Raw genomic sequence first — 18,152 nt, 5'->3', positions numbered from 1 at the left:
TTAAGCGGCCTCACCAACGAGTTGCTGATACAAATCTAATAAACGTTGTTCATGGGTGGTCAGTGAGTATTTATTCAGTAGTCGCTGACGTGCGTGACGTCCCATATCAACCGCGGCGTCTTTCTGGATGGCAAACTGATCCATCACCTCGGCTAACGACGCCGGGTTGCCCGCTTCAAACAAACGGCCTTCCACGCCGTCTCTTACCTGCTCCGGGATCCCGCCGATGTTGGCGCCGATCACGGGTTTGCCATACGCCATTGCTTCCAATACGGACATGGAGCAGTTTTCATAACACTCTGAGGGCACAATCACCGCACTGGCTTTTTTGATCAGGCTGTGCAGCGCGTCGCCACTTTGAAATCCGAGAAAATCGATGTCGCTGTGCGCGGCCTTCAATGGTTCATACAACGGCCCGTCGCCCACCACTTTCAATGGCATACGCTTTTGCGATTGTTGATAAGCCTTCGCTAAGGTCGCCACGCCTTTTTCTTGGCTCAGACGGCCCAGATACAAGAAATATCCCTCATCGCTGCAGCCGGTGGTGTCGACGTGTTCATCAATCCCATTGACGATCACATCGATACGATTGTTCGGTAACTTTTGGCGAATGATGTTAGCCAGAAACTCACTGGGCGACACAATCACATCCAACGCTTGGTAGTTCCCAGCCATTGATTGATATACCGCCTCCAGCGACAACAGTGCGCTCTTAAACAGTGATCCTTGCTGACAGCGGTAACGGCACGCATTCCACACCGAACCATGCAGACACGCTTCACACGTGTGACCATCGCGATACATGGTGTAACTCGGACACGCGATTTTGGTGTCATGCGCAGTCAACACGGTTTTGCAGCCTAAAGACTTCGCCACTTTGATGATCGACGGTGTCAGTTGGTGGTAAATGTTGTGAAAATGCACCACATCCGGGCGTTCTTGTTCAATCAGCACGCGAATTTTTTCACACGCTTCGCGATTGTGAATGAAATCCAACGCGGTACGCAGGCTGCCCATCAAGCCGTGACCATCGTAGTAATCGACGTTGGAGACAAAGAAATCTTTGTACGCAGAGTCGACGTTTTTCTCATGTTGCATAGAAAAATCGACGATGATAGCGCCAGATTTCATCAGCATCTCACGCTCTTGGAAAAAGACGGTTTCAGCGCCCCCTTTCAAAAAGAAGAACTTATTGACCAACAAAATTTTCATTGCTCTTCTCCTCGAATCACACGATTTTCCGGTGCGACCGCGGGATCTTTGAGCGACACGCCCAAGCCCCGCATAAACCCAATCGAAAACATGGTGAGGTTAATGACACTCATGGCCGCATCTTTCAGTGAGCGGTTTTTAACGGTTTTCAGCGCAAAGAAGGCGACCAGTGGCAGCAACGCAATGCCAAACCACATCCACGGCAAGCACAGCAACGCAAACAGCACACCCAGCAAATACACGGCGAAAATCACTTCGTTCTTCACTTCTTTCACCGCATGCATGAAATGCGGTTGCCCCCATGACGATTTAAGCAGCTCACCCGACGCGCACAGGTAACGGCTGCGCCAGCGGTGTCGCAACAACGCAAAGGTCGACATCACGTGCGAGGTGTGGTGGAAATAAGGCACGGCCAAACGGCGCAATTTAAAACCGGCATGAATCAGGCGCATGCCGAGTTCCGCCTCTTCGTAAGCGTGCAAATTGCGGTTGGTGAGGTAGCCGATTTCGTCAATCGCCGATTTACGATACAGGCCACCGCCCGCCAAGTGATCATCATCCCCCAGCGGGTAGATCAGGTGCAGACGCTGCTTACGCGATTTGAATTCGTAACTCACTGCTTCATCCATTTCGACCTCGCCTGCAACCCCAGCATAATCTGGATGGGTGTGCAGAAATTCGATGCCTTTTTCGATGAATCCCGGCGCCAATTGCATGTCACCATCCAACAGCAACAAGAATTCACCCTGTGCATGCAAATAGCCGAGCTGGTGCCCAACGCCACAACAGCGTTCTTCCCCATTCACTAAAGTCACCACCGTCGCACCCAGTTCCAGCGCAATGTGTTGGGTGTTGTCACTCGACAAACTGTCGGCGACGATAATTTCATGCGGGTACGCATGCAGATTTTCACGAATACTGTTGATGGTCTTCGCGATCCCTTTGGCTTCGTTGTAAGTCTTGATAATGACGGAGACGGTAGGAATTTCACTCATAAGAACGCTCTCCCAGTGTGAGTACAGACTTGCGGATCACTAAAGCTGCACCTAGAGAAAAGAAAAACATAAATTGCATCATCGGAACCAACATTAAGATCTGGCTATAAGGAATACTCATTAATCCTGCAAGACCAAACGCAATGTACGCCGGTTGGTAGGCCACAAGTTGGATATCGGCCAAATCCATGTTGGCCCCATGCAGCATCGGTTTCGGAATACACACCCAAACCACCATACCAACCACCAACAGAAACAAACATGTGCCAATTAAACCGATTTCCCACAACAACATGCTCATGGAGGTAGAATCTAAAAGCACATTAAACACATTGTTGAGGAAACCTGGCGCGACCGAACTACCATGGTTTGTGGCATTCAGCCCATAGCCGAACAATAGACTCGGCAGACCATATAAATCACTGTTTTTCAGCCAGAAAAATACGGTGGTCATGCGGCCTAACTCACCATTTTCCATGATGAAGTTCGGGTCAAAAATATATTCCATCGATTCAATGAACAGCTCAAACGCGCCTTTGCTCGGGTCAGCACCAAACGCCGATGAATACGACGAAGCAAGCGCAAAGACCGCCAACACCAGCAAGGCCACCGAACCACCGATCATGATTAAGATGATTTTGGCGTTATACCGTTTCATGCCATGCATGTAGCTCGGTACAAACCAAACAAATGCCAATAGGATGGGCGCAATGAGAATGACGAATTTCACCTCACCCAAAATGCACATGATGAATGCGGAAATCACGTGAAACGCGGTGCTGGTTTTACTCGCCACCCCGTGGCGGTATTCCGACACCTTCAACAGCATGATCAGCAAACAAAACAGACCGAGCGCGGCGGTATTCCCTCCGCCCATCGGGTCGCCGCCAAAAGTGCCCACCACCGAGTCCCACATTTCGAACTCGCCTTTGATGGCAACACGTTTGGGCACCACCACCATGAGCTGGTAGAGCATCACCGGAAACTGGGCATAGAAAATCCAGTACATTGTGCGAGTCAAGCGATGGATCTGCGACTCGCGGCAAAAGCCCATCAACAAACAAAACATCACCAGTGCAATCGCCAGTTCATTTTTCAAACCAACAATCGTGACCACCACGCCGTTTTGCAGCACGGTGGAGACCGTGGCCATTGCAAAGAAAGCGACAAACACCACAGCAATGATCCGCTCGCGGTGATCAAGCACAAACGGCGTGTAGCGCGTTTGCAGCATCATCAACAATAACATGGCGCAGGCCAGCACAAACGGCAGCCACAGCACCGCGCTGATCCCGGTGAAATATTGCACCATGCCGCAGACCACCAGTGTGACCCACAGGTAAATCTGCATGTAGAAACCGTTATTAAGCATCCGAGCCGTCCATTGACTCACGCATCTCGCGCGCGCGTTGATTGACTTTCAGATAGATGAAGCCGTAACGCACGGCCGAAAGCACCGCAAACGCCAAAACCGACATGCCATAATCTGGGTGGAAATATGGCAACACCACAAACGCCAGCACAACGGCCGCTAATTGCTCAATTTGGATGCGCAAAAAGTAGCGCGGCGAGCCAAACACCAGTTCAATCACAGTTAACGGACACACGGCCAACGCCGGAAACAGATAGGGCAACATGTAGCGCGATGTCGGAACCGATTCGACCCACTCATGGCTCACCCAATGCTGCGCGTAGGCAAATTCCATCACCAAAGGATAGAAGAGGAATACGCCCGCAGTGGCGACCAAACCCAGGACAAACAGCAGCTTGCGAACCTTAATGAATTCTGGATAGTTGAAACGCTGATGACGAAAATCAATCGACCATTTGGAGAAAATCGAGTTGCGCACGGCATTGCCGACGATCACCACTGGCGACAAACAGAACCGGCTCACCACGGCAAAATAACCCGCAGTGACTGACGAGAACCAAAAGTTAATCAGCACCATCGGCAAGTTGTTATTGGCCATCGCCAGCACTTCAGCACTACCCACTTTCGAGATGTGATGATGATTGGCGCGATAGAAGTGACTCAGTTGTGTCCAAGAAAAATGACTCACGCGCACTTGTTTGAGCGGTGTGGAATAACCCAGCCACACAATGATCAAACCAAACGCCAGCGATGCCCACGCCCAGTAGAACCAGATCGCCACATCAGACAGCGCAATCATCGAGATCACAACGATCGACATCGAAATTCGTTGCAGCGCCAACAGCGCCATTTTTTCATCGCGCATCAGCAAGTTTTCAGAAATCAGCACCCACGCGTGAACCACCGTCAACAGATAAAACAAGCCAAACGGCTTATCAAACAGCACCACCACGACCGCGGTAAACGGCAGAGCCAAAATCAGGCTCTGCAATAAGCAAAACACGATATTCTGCACCAGCAGGTCATCGTGCTGCTTGGGCAGTAGCAATTGGGAGGCGAAGGTACACACCTGCGCCCCAATCAATACGATGCTGTAGGTCAGTGCGTAGATCCCAACCTCACCCATGCCGTAGCGATGAGAGATGAGCCACAACGATGCCGCGCCAATCACTTGCGACAGCACCGAAGACCCGGCGATGGTTGAGATGCTTCTAAGCAGACTCATAGGTTTACTCCGCCGTTGCGAACGTCGTGAAACTTCCCTGAGTGATAAATCGCTTGCTCTCCTCGCCTTGCAGGTTTTCTGCATTCACTTGGTTGAGCACTGCGCCGACCACATCAATGTTGTCGCTGTGTAGCTTACGCAAATCATGAACAATCGCAGGTGCCTGACGTTGCTCTGCGCGCACCACCACCAACACCGTATCCACCGCTTGCGCCGCCAATTGGCTGTCTTTGCTGTCGCTCAATGCGGGCAGGTTGACGATCACACAATCGTATTGCCCTTTGAGTTGGTTCATTAAAGCGCTGTAACGCTCGTGAGCAAACAGCACCAACGGTGATGCGGTCCACTCACCGCGTGGCAAGAAATCGCATTGCGAACTCAAGGGTTGAATCAGCGTCTCAAGGTCATGCTGGTTGTTCACCCACTGCGCCACGCCATGGGGTTCGGGTTGCGGGTTCGCGACCACGCTAAACGACAAGGCGCCAGTGCCACGATAATCTAGATCCACCAACAGCGTGCGTTCATTTTGGCTCCACGCTTTTGCCAGCAGTTGCGCCAGCATTGACGCCCCTTCTTGCACCGTACTCGATGCAACCCCAATCACACGCGCTTGCGGCGCAGCCAGTCGAATGGCCGTTTTCAGCCCCAGAATCGTTTCCATCGCATACGGATTGGACTCAATCAGATTGACCAAGTGTTCGCGCGGCTCCTCACCATCAAAGTGCGGAATATCGGCCAGCGGTTTCAGCCCCAGTTTAGGTTGCACTTGGCTGAGCATATAGATCTTGCGATCCAGCCCGGCGCGAATGATCAAATACAGAATGCACAGCGCAGGCGTCAGAATGGCGACCATCGCCAACAACAACGCTTTGTTCGGTTTTTGAGGACGTTCTGCCGCTGCAGCGGGGTCATAAAGCACCGCATCCGGTTCGCGGTATTGCGAGGTTAAGCTTTGCTCTTTACTGCGCAGGAACAGTTGACGATACAAGTCTTCTGTTTTGTCCAAATCGGTTTTCAAGCTTTCATACTGGTCACGTTTGGCAACTAAGGTTTTGAAATCATCTTTTTGTACTTTAGCCAACGCTTTGTAGCGATTTTCTTTCGCTAAATCGGTTTGGTACTGTTTCAACAAACCTTCTTTTAACTCTTGTAGCAGCAAGCGAGTTTGATCTTCAATCGCTTGAATTTGCGCTTTGGCTTCCAGCACTTTGTTGTGTTTTGGACCATAACGTAGCCCCAAGTCAGCCAGGTGACGTTTGGCTTGGATCAGCGCGATGCGCAGATCTTGCATTTGTGGATGGCCCGAGACTTCTGGCATCGACGCAATATCTTCAATCGGCGCATCCATATTACGCGCAACGATTTCATATTGTGCTTGAGACGCTAAACGGCGCTCTTTGGCATCGGCGAGCTTGTTGGTCACAATGCCCAGTTCTTCGGTTTCATACCCGTCAATACCGCGAAACGTCAGCAGCCCATTCTTATCAAGAAAGCGCTCCATCTCTTTTTTCTTCGCTGTCACTTGCTGGCGCAGATCTTTCATCTGCTCTTGGTTCCAGCGCAGCGCATTTTCGGTTTTCTCTACTTTTTGATCGACGGTGTAGTCGATAAACGCTTTCGACACGCCGTTCGCAATGCGCGCGGCTTCTTGCGGCTCTTTGGATTCAAATGAGACGTACACCAGTTGCGTTTGACGCACCACCGTAAACGTGATGTCTTCACGCAGCACTTTCAGTGCTTTCTCCATACGCTCTGATTCAGACAGCGTCCACTCTGGATGAGACTCATCCAATGGCTTATCCCCGTTGTAACGGGCATCTTCATCCATTTTGAGCATTTTGATGGCGCGTTCGAGCACCACGCGGGATTGCATCAGGTTGTATTGCGTTTCGTAATAGGCACTGCGCGTTGAATCGTAACCGTCGACTTGCTCAATCGGCGTCGCGTTGTCTTCCTGCGCTTTAATCAGCACTGTCGCGGTCGAAATGTATTTCGAACTCATCGACATCACCAATGGCACGCACGCGCCCGTCACAAGCACAGTCGCCAGAATGACTTTCCATCCATGTTTTTTTAGCGATTTAACCAGCGGCGCGAAATCAATGCTGCTTTCCATTTTCTTGCCGCTTTCTACCATTCCTACTGACATATTAGAAAAAACTCTGTTCGACGATGATGGTGTCACCGGGTTGAATAAGGTGCGTTAACTCGACTTTTTTTATTAGTTCATGGTTTGAAGCAACGCGGATATTGATGTCTTTGCGATCGGCCCGATCGGTGAAGCCGCCCGCTAACGCGATGGCTTGTTCAACCGTTAAATTCGGCTGGTATTCGTACCCGTTCGGTTGTTCAACCTCGCCTGAGACGTAAATTTTTCGAAACTCGGCCAAGTTCACCGTCACCATTGGGTTGAGCAAATAATCGCCCCGTAAACGGTTTTCGATGTCCGCTTCCACTTCTGACGGCGTTTTGCCAGTCAGCGTGATTTCACCGATGTACGGAAAGTTGACCACGCCCGCTTTCGATATTTTCAGCTTCATCGACATGTCTGGTTCGCCGTGAACAATAATGTCGATCATATCGCCCGTCCCGAGATGGTAATCCTGCAGCTCACGTGCTGGGGCATCATCCACAGATTGTGCTGAGGGTGACGGCGTCTCTTGAGCCGACACAGGCGATACCACCAGCCACATCAAACTCAACCATGCAATAACTAATGCTCGCATCTAAATCTGTACCTTTAATTGCAACTGAATCAGAGATTGTTCATACCCCAAGTGTCGTAGCACCTGAGTGTTTCCGTTATTAATAAAGAATGCGTCCGTCTCTTTATTGGAACGCATGTCGCTCCATTGATAATTCATTTCAAGACGTATCGAGGGTCGGAAATCGTATCCAATCGTCACTTTCGCAACTTGGTTTTTATCAAAACGGTCTTTGTTAGGAATACGATAATCATCGGTTTGATAACCGTAATCTAACGTGGTGGAAAAGCGATCAACCCACCAATAATGCGTCCATGCGATGCCATATTTGTTATCCAAAACATAGCCGCCTTCCTGCTCGGGATCTTTCACTTTTTGCCAGGTGTAGAGTGTAAACTCAGAATGCTTGACTGGCTTCCAGTTTGCTTCGATATCCCAGTTAAAACCTTTAAAATCCTCGGCATTCTCATCATTGGGAAACTCCTTGTAGAGCAAGGCAACGTTCCCCTCGATGGTGGTCTTGCCGGTACGCTCACTTTTTAACCCAAACAGCAAATAGTATTCATTACTGCGCTTGTTGCTGGCGTGCTCGTAGTGGCGTCGGTTGGTAATAAAACTGTAGCGAAAACGGCTTTTGCTGCTGTATTGGTCAAACAGATCAACCACTAAACTGTCTTCCCGCCACTCCTGCTCCAGCAAGTAGTCGTAAAACGCTGGCGATGCCTGTTCGATGTCATCAGTGTCGCGAAAATGGAGCTGCTTGCGTTGCAGTAACACTTCCAATTTACCGCGACCTTCTGGCGCGCCGTAACTGTAGCGAACGCTGGTATCAAGCAGCGAATTTTTCAATCCTTGTTCGTCAAAGCCATATTCAGTGAATTGACTGTCGGTAAAGCCTTCCGACATGTCCTGACCACGCTTTTCTTGGCCTAACGTTTGCGAGATGTTGAGCGTGAATCCGTGCATACGCCCAAAACGCCACGCGTTGTCCATCATGAAAAAATGGCGATCGTAATCGTCCGCCGCAGAGTCGTCATAGCGACGAAACTCGCCGCTGTACATCAGGGTGTATTTGTCTTCGCCCCGTTCCCCCACCGCTTGCAAGGTTGGGGTGACGGTCCAGAAATCCGAAGCCACGGCCGGTGCAGCGTTTTGTTGGTAGGTCACGTTGTCGTCGTGACCATAATCCACACCCACTTGGCTTTGGAAATCAATGCCCGCCGGCCCAATATGGGATTTGGGGGTTAACTCTGCGTGCGCGGCCGGAACCAACGCCGCAATGCATAACGCACTAGTAAGCCGTCTCACTCACAAAGCCTTTAAATACGGTCAAAAAGATAATTTTGATGTCGAGCCACAGGCTCCAGTTTTGCATGTATTGAATGTCGTAACGTACACGTTTTTCCATTTTGTCGACAGTTTCCGTTTCACCACGGTAACCGTTGATTTGCGCCCAACCGGTAATACCCGGTTTGATTTTGTGGCGAATCATATAGTTATCAACAATCTTACGGTATTGCTCATTGTGTGCGACCGCATGTGGACGCGGACCAACGATGGACATTGAGCCCTGCAGCACGTTGAGGAATTGAGGCAATTCATCGAGCGATGTCCGGCGAATGAAAGCACCAAACTTGGTCACGCGTGGATCGTTTTTGGTCGCTTGGGTCACCACCGCATCGTTTTCCATCACTTTCATCGAACGGAATTTCCACACTTTGATTTTCTTACCGCCCAAACCGTAACGGTCTTGCTTAAACAGCACTGGGCCAGGTGAGCTCAGTTTCACGCCAACCGCCACCGCAATGAGAACGGGAGAAATCAGCAATGCAATCATCGAACCAATCACAATGTCTTCGATACGTTTGATCACTTTACCCATGCCATCAAATGGCGAGCTGAAAATACTGAAGGTTTGTACGCCGCCAATGCGTTTCAACTGCGACACATTCAGATTGTAGGTGTAAAGGTCTGGCACCAGATAGGTATCCACGGTGCTGTCTGACAATTCATCCAGATAGTGACGAATGCGATCGCGTGCCACCATCGGCAGCGCAATGAACACTTCGTCGATCCCGCCCTCTTTGGCCAGTTCAATCAGTGGCGCGACTTTGCCTTTCATCGGCGAGCGAATCGGGTACGCAAAGCGGTTTTCGTTGCGATCATCGTAGAAGGTGATTTCGAGATCTTGCGGGCGATGCGCACGCATCAAGGCACGTTCAATGGTCAAACCGCCGGGGGTCAAGCCAATCACTGCCACGCGGCGCTTTTTATTCATCGATTTACGCACCAAACGCACGATTGAGATGGTGACCATGCGCACAGCAGCCAAACACACCAGTAGCAGCACGTACCATTGATAAAAAATGGTGTTGTTCAAGTTGGTGATGGTGTAACCATCCAGATTGCGGAAAGTGTATTTCACCACCTGCATCGCCAAGGCGGCAACAATCAACGTACACACTAAACGAACGAATGAGCGACGAACTCGGCTCAGCACACTGTGTGCATACAGGTTGATGTATTCACCAGCAAGAAGAAAGATAACAGAGAACAGGAAAGCAGCCGTCGCATCGATGGCGGTTTCTTTTGCACCAATCAAACGAATGATAAAGGTCAGAGAAATATTAATGATCAGAAAATCGACGATTTTGAGTAAAGTCGCATAGCCATCGTCTGCCAATTGCAACGCTTTTCTTGATTTCATGGATGAATCGCCTAGTTAGAGGTGCTCTACAACTACAACATGTTGCAGATAAACATACTACAGATGATTTGTGACTACCATGTTCCTGCGGCGAATTTCAGTCTCCATCCCAAAAATCACGGCGATAGATTAGAAGATTATTGAAAAGCAAAATGTCAATTTTGAGTCAGGATTAGAGTAGAAGCACTACCACCACGGAACTCGGCGGTAGTGCTTTGATCTACGACAAATTATTCGTCATCTAAATCCACTAAACGTGTGTTTCCATGATGAATTTTCTCACGTTGGCGTTGCACCAATGCATAAAATCCAGGAATCAAAAACGTACCGGCAAGCAGCACACACAACAAGCCGCCGACCAGCGAAATCCCCAGCGAGTTTTGGCTGACATGACCTGCGCCAGACGCGAAGATCAGCGGGAAAATGCCGAGGATAAACGACCAAGACGTCATGTTCACCGCACGAAAACGCAGTTTGCCGCCATCAATCGCCGCTTGTTCAATCGGCAGGTCTTTCTCTTCACGTTCCATCTTGGCAAATTCTACAATCAAGATGGCGTTCTTCGCCGCCAGTGCAATCAATAACACCAAACCAATTTGCGCGTACAAGTTCAGCGCGGTTCCGGTCAGGGTCAACGCAATAAACGAGCCCAACGTCGCCACTGGCACCACCAAAATGATCGCCAGCGGAATACTCCAGCTTTCATACTGCGCCACCATGAACAGGTAGATGAAGATCAGCGCCAGTGCAAACGCGTAAATCGCTTGGTTGCCCGCCAAAACTTCCTGATACGCCATCCCAGTCCACTCATATTGGTAACCTTGTGGCAGCGTTTGCGCCGCAACACGTTCCATTGCAGCCAGCGCATCACCACTGGAGTAACCCGGCGCAGGTTGACCTTGAATGATCGCGCTGCGGTACATGTTATAACGCCACGCCACATCCGGCTCAAACACTTCGCTGTAGCTGACTAAGGTGCTGAGGGGAATCATGTCCCCAGACGCCGAGCGCACGTGGAAATGGTTCAAATCGTCCATTGAGTTTCGATGTTCGCTGTCGGCTTGCATCGTTACGCGGAAGTTTTTACCGAACATGGTGAAGTCGTTGACGTACATCGACCCCAAATTGCCTTGCATGGTTTGGAAGATGTCCGATAGCGAAATCCCCAGCTGTTTGGCTTTTTCACGGTCGATATCGACGTAGTAATGCGGCACGTTGGCACGGAAGGTACTGAATGCGTAAGCGATTTCCGGCTGCTGCATCGCAGTGCGAATCACATCGTCCATCACCATGGCCAAATCATTTCGGCTTCGGCCCAGTGCATCTTCGAGCACGAATTCAAACCCGGAAGCAGCGCCCATGCCCGGTACAGCCGGCGGCCCCATGGCAAATACGATCGCTTGCGGCAAGGTTTGCGCCGCATGGCCGTTGATACGCATAGAAATGGCATTTGCCGAGTGATCGCCCGGCAACGCGCGGCGCGTTTCCCAATCATGCAGTTTGATAAACATCGACGCACCGTTCGATGCTGCGGCCCCCGTCATAAACGAGTAACCGTTCGCCACGGTCACGCCATCGACACCCGGCTCTTTCTCGACCATCGCCATCAGTTGCGCGGTGGTCTCTTCAGTGCGAGACAACGACGCCGAATCTGGCAACTGAACGTTGACCAGCAAAATGCCTTTGTCTTCTTGCGGTACAAACGCAGTCGACGTGTTTTTCGCCATCCAGCTCACTGCACCAACGGCAACCACAAAGAACACGATCAGCATCAGGCTTTTCTTCACCAGAATGCCAGCAATTTGTCCGTAGCGATTCGTCACGTGTTCAAGGCCGCGGTTAAACGCTTTGAACCAACGCGCAGTGTTATCACCGCCCTGCTTCAGCACCATCGCACACAGCGCTGGCGATAGCGTTAACGCGTTGATCGAAGAGATCACCACCGAAATACAGATGGTTAGGGCGAACTGGCGATACATGATGCCGGTGATGCCCGGTAGCATGGCCACAGGCAGGAACACCGCAAGCAGAACCAGGGTTGAGGTGATGATGGGGCCGGTCACCTCTTTCATCGCCATCAAGGTCGCTTGGCGCGCGCTGAGTGTTGGGTCTTTGGCCATCGTGGTATCGACGTTTTCGATCACCAGAATCGCATCGTCCACCACGATACCAATCGCCAGAATCAAACCAAACAGTGTCACCGTGTTGATGGTGAATCCGGTCATCAACATGACCGCAAACGTGCCGATCAACGACACCGGAATTGCGACCACCGGAATCAAGGTCGAACGGAAGCTCCCCAAGAATAGGTACGTGACCGCAATCACCAGAATAATCGCTTCCACCAACGTTTTGACAACGCTTTTGATCGACTCAGCTACGAAGAGTGTGGTGTCATAACTGGTCTCATACACCATGCCGTCCGGGAAGTTACCGCTGAGGGTTTCCAGCATGTCCATCACGGCTTGGCCACTTTCCAGCGCGTTCGCATCCGATTGCAGCGACAAGGCAACAATTGAAGAATCACGGCCACGGAATTTACCATTGCCATCGTAGAACTTCTTGCCCAGCTCAATGCGAGCAATGTCTTTCAGGTAGATGCTCGAACCATCGTTATTGGCACGCAGCACGACATTTTCAAACTCTTGCACCGATTCCAAGCGACCTTTGGTCACAAGGTTAAACTGCACGTCCTGCGCATGGTTGTAGGGCGCAGCACCAATACGCCCAGCGGCAACCTGCACGTTCTGTTCGGCCAACGCCGCATACACATCCGAGGTGGTCAGTTTCAGGCTGGCCATTTTCTTCGGATCCAGCCACACGCGCATCGCGTATTCACCGCCACCAATCACGTTGACTTCACTGATACCTTTAACGCGCGCCAGTTGGTCTTTGACGTTCAAGTTCACATAGTTGGTGAGGAACATGTCGTCGTAACGACCATCGGGTGAGAAGAAGTTCAGCACCATCAGCAAATCTGGCGACCGCTTTTTCACTGTCACGCCAACCATGCGCACTTCTTGCGGCAGTTTCGATTCGATCTGCGCCACACGGTTTTGTACGTTGACCTGAGCCATGTCCGGATCTGTGCCGACATCGAACGTCACCGTCAGGTTATACGATCCGTCATTGGCACTTTTCGACGACATGTAGATCATGTTTTCGACGCCGTTGACCGAGGTTTCAATCGGGTCGGCGACCGCTTGTTCAACCACCTCCGCGCTGGCGCCGGTGTAGAATGCTGTAACGCTCACCGACGGTGGACTGATTTTAGGATATTCCGCAACCGGCAGGATCGACAACGCGATCGCGCCCGCCAGCGTCAGAATAATCGAAATGACCAGCGCAAATTTGGGGCGCTGAATAAAGAAACGACTGAGCATAACGTCCCCTTACTCTTGAGTCGCAGGCTGAGGACGCACCGTCAGACCGTTGCGCACACGTTGTAAGCCTTGAGTGATCACCACGTCGTCGCTGCTAATGCCAGACTTAATCACGATGCCTTGCGGCAGTTGCGTGCCCAGCTCAACGTTGCGACGCTCCGCGACATTCCCTTCGCTCAGCACCATCACATAATGGCCTTCTAAGTCCATTTGAACCGCTTTGCGCGGGATCACCACCACGTCACTGGCATGCTTGCTACGCAGCATCACGTTGACATGCTGGCCTGGCAAAAGGCGATGCTCAGGGTTAGGTACCAAGGCGCGCATGGCAATTGTTCCGGTGTTGACGTCAATGCGGTTGCCGAGAAAATCCAGTTTCCCGAGGTGGGGATACAGTTCGCCATTTTCCAGCACCACTTGTACGTCTACGCCGTTCGCTTCGCTCGATCCATCGCCCTGCACTTTGTCCATGGCAAACGCCAAACGCTCACGTTCACTGATGTTAAAGCGAGTACGAATCGGGTCTAGGCTCACCAACGTGGTCAGCACGCCACTAGAGGGCGACAGCAGATCGCCTTGGCTCACTTTGCTGCTACTGATGCGGCCCGTAAATGGCGCGCGAATTTCGGTGTACGAGAGATTCACTTCCGCCAAGTTAAGCTGGGCGCGAGCCGCTTCCACCGCCGCTTCTGCGCCGAGTAAATTGGCATTCAAATTATCAAATTCAGACTGAGAAATACTGCCGCGAGGCAATAGGGTTTGCGCGCGTTTAAAGTCCATGTCGGCTTTCTTTAGCCCGGCCTGAGCCTGAGCGAGCGCGGCTTTTGCGCTGGCAACTTGCGCCGTAAATGAGGATGGCTCAATGCTGTACAGTAGTTGGCCTTTTTCAACAATTTGACCTTCCGCGAAATGACGCGCTTGCAAATAACCCGTCACCTGCGCGGTGATGGCCGTATCTTCCATCGCTTCCGCGCGGCCAATGTAGGTTGTGCTCGGTTGATACGCCAAGACATCAACGGGCGCCGTCACCACCAACGGGGCGTTAGCCGGGGCAGCAACCTGGGTTGCATCTTGACAACCCGCTAATAAAAAAACCGCTGTCGTAGCGGCGAATAGAGTACTTTTTTTCATGACAAACCAATTTATCGATCTTGATGCATGCAATCTAGGAAAAGGGTTTGCAAGAAATGTCCGAGGATTATCAAGAGAAACGGGGGAATTGTATCAGTCTGTAAGTTCTGAAAATGGCGTGTAAAGGCCAATAAAAAAGGGCGATGAACGCCCCTTTTTCAATAACCTGCACCAATCAATCAGCGGCGTGATGACGCTTGCAGTGCTCGATTGCATTTTCCAACAATTGCAATGCGGTTTGCTCGCATGCTGGCAGCGTGGCATCGCTACGCGACAGCGGTGTAACACGTTCGCCCCATTTAATGTGGCCAGCGCCCCATGTCAGCCCAGCGCCAAACGCTGCCAACAGAAGGTTATCACCCGGTTTGATTTTGCCAAGCTCCAATGCTTCACACAGCGCAATCGGCACCGTGGCCGCCGACGTGTTGCCGTAGTTCTGAATGTTCACAAACGCTTTGGCTTGATCGATGCCCGACAAATCACACAAGGTTTGAATAATGCGGATGTTCGCTTGATGCGGGATCACCACATCAATATCGTCTTTGCTTAGGCCACTGCGCGCCAGCACTTGCTGCGCTGCGGCGCCCATGCCTTTCACCGCACGTTTGAAGATTTCTCTGCCGACAAAATCAAACGTCCAGTACCCGTTCTCTTCATCAAAACGATCCATCGCAGTACCAAATTTCGGCACGGCCAGAATATCACGCCCCGCCGCATCACAGCCGATTTGCGCATCTTGCAGGCCAACCGGCGCTTCCGTGCGGCTCAATACAGCAGCACCCGCGCCATCACCAAACAGCACGGCAGTGTCACGTTTGGTCCAATCCAAATAGAATGACAGACGCTCTGCACCAATCACCAGCGCATGGCGATAGTTGCTGGCTTGAATCAAGCGGGTCGCAGTTTCCAGACCATACACAAACCCGGTACAGGCAGCATTGAGGTCAAACGCTGCCGCCGCGGTAATCCCTAAGTTCTGTTGCACTTTCGAGGCAATATTTGGGATTAGAGAATCCGGTGAGCAGGTCGCCACAATGATAAGGTCAATATCGTTGGCATCAAGGCCGGCACATGCCAGCGCATGTTTTGCAGCCACAGTCGCAAGATCGGAGGTGTTCACATGGCTAATGCGGCGATTTTCAATCCCGGTACGCGAGCGAATCCACTCATCGTTGGTTTCAAGAAAGGTACCCAGATCGTCATTGGAGAGCGTCGCGGGTGGCAGGCACTTACCCCAACCCGTGATTTCGGCATAAAACTTAGTCATTGTAATCCTGTTTTTTGTTGTCGTTATCTATTGTAATCGCGCAACCTGCCCCCACATGTTGTATTAGAGAAAGTGAGAATGAGCAGGCGAACTGTGTCTCTTCATAACATCACGCACAAAAGAAATACACAATTCGACGACCATTGAAATTTGCGCAAACGCGTAAATTATACGCTGATTTGCCCCCGAACGTTAAGGGTTCAGCCCAACAACCCGCCGTTTCGAAGCTTCGGGGATGCAACCCAGCAACTGATTGAGAGGAAGTTATGACCACATTCAACACACGTTGCCCATCTTGCCACGGCCTGAACCGTGTCCCAACTGAACGCATCTCAGAAAGCCCCAATTGCGGCAAATGTCAGGCCTCGTTGCTTGATGGTGCACCGATTGAAGGCACCGAGGCCAACTTTGACGCCTTATTGCAAAGCTCACAGCCGGTAGTGGTCGATTTTTGGGCGCCGTGGTGCAACCCGTGTGTCGGTTTCGCGCCCATTTTTAGTGACGTGGCGGAAGCTCGCAAAGGCCAAGTTCGCTTCGTGAAAATCGACACCGAAAGCCAGCAGAATTTGGCGGCAAAATTTCAGATTCGCAGCATTCCAACCATTATGGTGTTCAAAAATGGTCAAAGAGTCGATATGATCAACGGCGCGTTGCCAAAATCCCAGTTTGATCAATGGCTCAACCAAGCGTTAAATAAATAACTCCAGAGCAAAAACAGACAATAAAGTTGGCATTTTTTACTGAATTATGCCAACTTAACCCCTCATTTCACTGCTTGGCAGATTGATAAAATTTGTTAATCGTCAAGACCATAATTTTTCGTTTTACCTTTCCTGTCTTTAGTTCCATATTCGCCGCGAAAATCCCCTGTTCTTCCACTTGATTTCGAGGCTACGCCGTGAATACGTCCGCTGTTCCTGCGCAACGCATTTCAGTGCCAGTCATTGCTTTGGCGCTGTACGCGATCGCGTCTGGCTACTTGATGAGCTTGATCCCGCTCATGCTTTCTCACTATGGACTAGAAGAATCGTTGGCCAGTTGGCTGGCGAGTGTGTTCTATGCAGGTTTACTGCTGGGCGCGATGATCATGGAACCGTTTGTCAATCGTCTGGGTCACCGGATGGCATTTATTTGGTGTTTGGCCATTTTGCTGCTCTCGATTGTGGCATTGCCCTCAATACCGTTTGCCTCGGCGTGGCTAATCACTCGCTTTATTGCGGGTGTCGCAGTCGCTGGCGTATTTGTAGTGGTGGAATCTTGGTTGCTGCACGGCGACGAATCTGGTCGTGCAAAACGTTTGGGCATCTACATGGCGTCGCTGTACGGCGGCACCGCGATTGGTCAATTGGGCATCGGCGTACTGGGCATCTCTGGTGGCGTGCCGTTCATTGCCATCACCACACTGCTGCTGTTAGCGTCTGTGGTTTTGATTTACGGTGAATCCGATCAACCGCCAGCACAACATTCTGCCAGCTTGTCGTGGAAACAGATGAGCAAATTGAGCCATGCAGCCATTATCGGTTGTTTGGTGTCGGGCCTCACCTTGGGCGCCATCTACGGCTTAATGCCGGTGGAATTGGCATCCCGTGGCATCGGCAATACACAAATCGGCACCTTGATGGCCTTGGTCATTTTGGGCGCGATGGCGGTGCAACCGATGGTGCCTTGGCTATCTAAATTTTTGGGGCGTAAATTGCTGATGGCGATGTTCTGCCTTGTGGGTGCAGGAGCAACCGCACTGCCTTTGATTTACTCAGGCCTCAATATGTTGGCGGCCGGTCTGTTTTTGCTGGGCATGGCAACATTCGCGATTTACCCAATTGCGATCAACCTTGGCTGTGACAAACTGGATGCAAGCTACATTGTTTCCGCAACCCAAGTGATGCTGTTTAGCTACAGCGTGGGTTCTGTGGCAGGCCCAGTATTGGCCGACTGGTTTATGCAAGGCACACAAGGCCTATTGGGTTACCTGTTTGTGACCCTGTTGGCAACGTGTATCTACATGTTGATGTCGAGCGTGAAAACCAAACGCGAATGGGTGGCCGGCGAATAACGCCAGCACATCAAATACACATATCGTATTCAGAAAAGGCAAGCTTCGGCTTGCCTTTTTTATTGGCGTGATTCGTCATTGGCGTGATTTGCGCCTGTGAAT

13 protein-coding genes are annotated in these 18,152 nt (G+C 51.1%); 2 read left to right on the top strand and 11 right to left on the bottom strand.

Annotated features, from left to right (window positions below; all coding sequences use genetic code 11):
• From ACF8PK_RS13585 to ACF8PK_RS13535, 11 genes are all read right to left on the bottom strand, one after another.
• Nucleotides 1-1,212 (bottom strand): glycosyltransferase family 4 protein, encoded by a 1,212-nt coding sequence (locus ACF8PK_RS13585; RefSeq protein WP_004726860.1) that lies wholly within the window; start codon nt 1,210-1,212, stop codon nt 1-3.
• A complete protein-coding gene (locus ACF8PK_RS13580; protein ID WP_392441774.1) occupies nt 1,209-2,207 on the bottom strand; it encodes a glycosyltransferase family 2 protein in 999 nt (332 codons plus the stop codon). Before ACF8PK_RS13580 ends, ACF8PK_RS13585 begins: the two co-directional genes overlap by 4 nt.
• Nucleotides 2,200-3,579, bottom strand: coding sequence for a hypothetical protein (locus ACF8PK_RS13575; RefSeq protein ID WP_004726862.1), 1,380 nt, complete (start codon nt 3,577-3,579; stop codon nt 2,200-2,202). Before ACF8PK_RS13575 ends, ACF8PK_RS13580 begins: the two co-directional genes overlap by 8 nt.
• On the bottom strand, nt 3,572-4,804 hold the full coding sequence (locus tag ACF8PK_RS13570) for a lipopolysaccharide biosynthesis protein (protein WP_014257466.1): 1,233 nt from the start codon (nt 4,802-4,804) through the stop codon (nt 3,572-3,574). The genes ACF8PK_RS13575 and ACF8PK_RS13570 overlap by 8 nt, the downstream gene beginning before the upstream one ends.
• Nucleotides 4,805-4,808: 4 nt before the next feature.
• Nucleotides 4,809-6,953: a polysaccharide biosynthesis tyrosine autokinase gene (locus tag ACF8PK_RS13565; protein ID WP_143680009.1), complete on the bottom strand. Its 2,145-nt coding sequence runs from the start codon at nt 6,951-6,953 to the stop codon at nt 4,809-4,811.
• A 1-nt stretch (nt 6,954) separates the two neighbouring features.
• Complete coding sequence (locus ACF8PK_RS13560) at nt 6,955-7,530, bottom strand: polysaccharide biosynthesis/export family protein (protein ID WP_143680008.1); 576 nt, start codon at nt 7,528-7,530, stop codon at nt 6,955-6,957.
• Nucleotides 7,531-8,817 carry an outer membrane beta-barrel protein gene (locus ACF8PK_RS13555; protein ID WP_286281891.1) on the bottom strand — a complete coding sequence of 429 codons (1,287 nt, stop codon included), beginning with the start codon at nt 8,815-8,817 and terminating at the stop codon, nt 7,531-7,533. It abuts the gene before it with no gap.
• Complete coding sequence (locus ACF8PK_RS13550; RefSeq protein ID WP_055465631.1) at nt 8,801-10,216, bottom strand: undecaprenyl-phosphate glucose phosphotransferase; 1,416 nt, start codon at nt 10,214-10,216, stop codon at nt 8,801-8,803. Before ACF8PK_RS13550 ends, ACF8PK_RS13555 begins: the two co-directional genes overlap by 17 nt.
• Before the next feature lie 230 nt (nt 10,217-10,446).
• Nucleotides 10,447-13,599, bottom strand: a complete 3,153-nt coding sequence (locus ACF8PK_RS13545) for an efflux RND transporter permease subunit (protein WP_392441770.1) — start codon at nt 13,597-13,599, stop codon at nt 10,447-10,449.
• A gap of 9 nt (nt 13,600-13,608) precedes the next feature.
• A complete protein-coding gene (locus ACF8PK_RS13540; RefSeq protein WP_038151608.1) occupies nt 13,609-14,730 on the bottom strand; it encodes an efflux RND transporter periplasmic adaptor subunit in 1,122 nt (373 codons plus the stop codon).
• A 175-nt stretch (nt 14,731-14,905) separates the two neighbouring features.
• Nucleotides 14,906-15,997, bottom strand: a complete 1,092-nt coding sequence (locus tag ACF8PK_RS13535; protein ID WP_158108506.1) for a ketoacyl-ACP synthase III — start codon at nt 15,995-15,997, stop codon at nt 14,906-14,908.
• A 266-nt stretch (nt 15,998-16,263) separates the two neighbouring features.
• Here ACF8PK_RS13535 and trxC point away from each other — a divergent pair, with 266 nt between their 5' ends.
• Together trxC and ACF8PK_RS13525 are read left to right on the top strand one after the other, a co-directional pair.
• Nucleotides 16,264-16,698, top strand: a complete 435-nt coding sequence (gene trxC / locus ACF8PK_RS13530; protein ID WP_014257477.1) for a thioredoxin TrxC — start codon at nt 16,264-16,266, stop codon at nt 16,696-16,698.
• A 197-nt stretch (nt 16,699-16,895) separates the two neighbouring features.
• Nucleotides 16,896-18,050: an MFS transporter gene (locus tag ACF8PK_RS13525; protein WP_392441768.1), complete on the top strand. Its 1,155-nt coding sequence runs from the start codon at nt 16,896-16,898 to the stop codon at nt 18,048-18,050.
• Nucleotides 18,051-18,152: the final 102 nt, after the last annotated feature.

The sequence above is a fragment of the Vibrio sp. CJQ_6 genome (genome assembly GCF_043106745.1).
GTDB lineage: Bacteria > Pseudomonadota > Gammaproteobacteria > Enterobacterales > Vibrionaceae > Vibrio > Vibrio furnissii.
The sequence above is the reverse complement of the archived record's forward strand: the minus strand, read 5'-3'. Positions and strand labels throughout refer to the sequence as shown.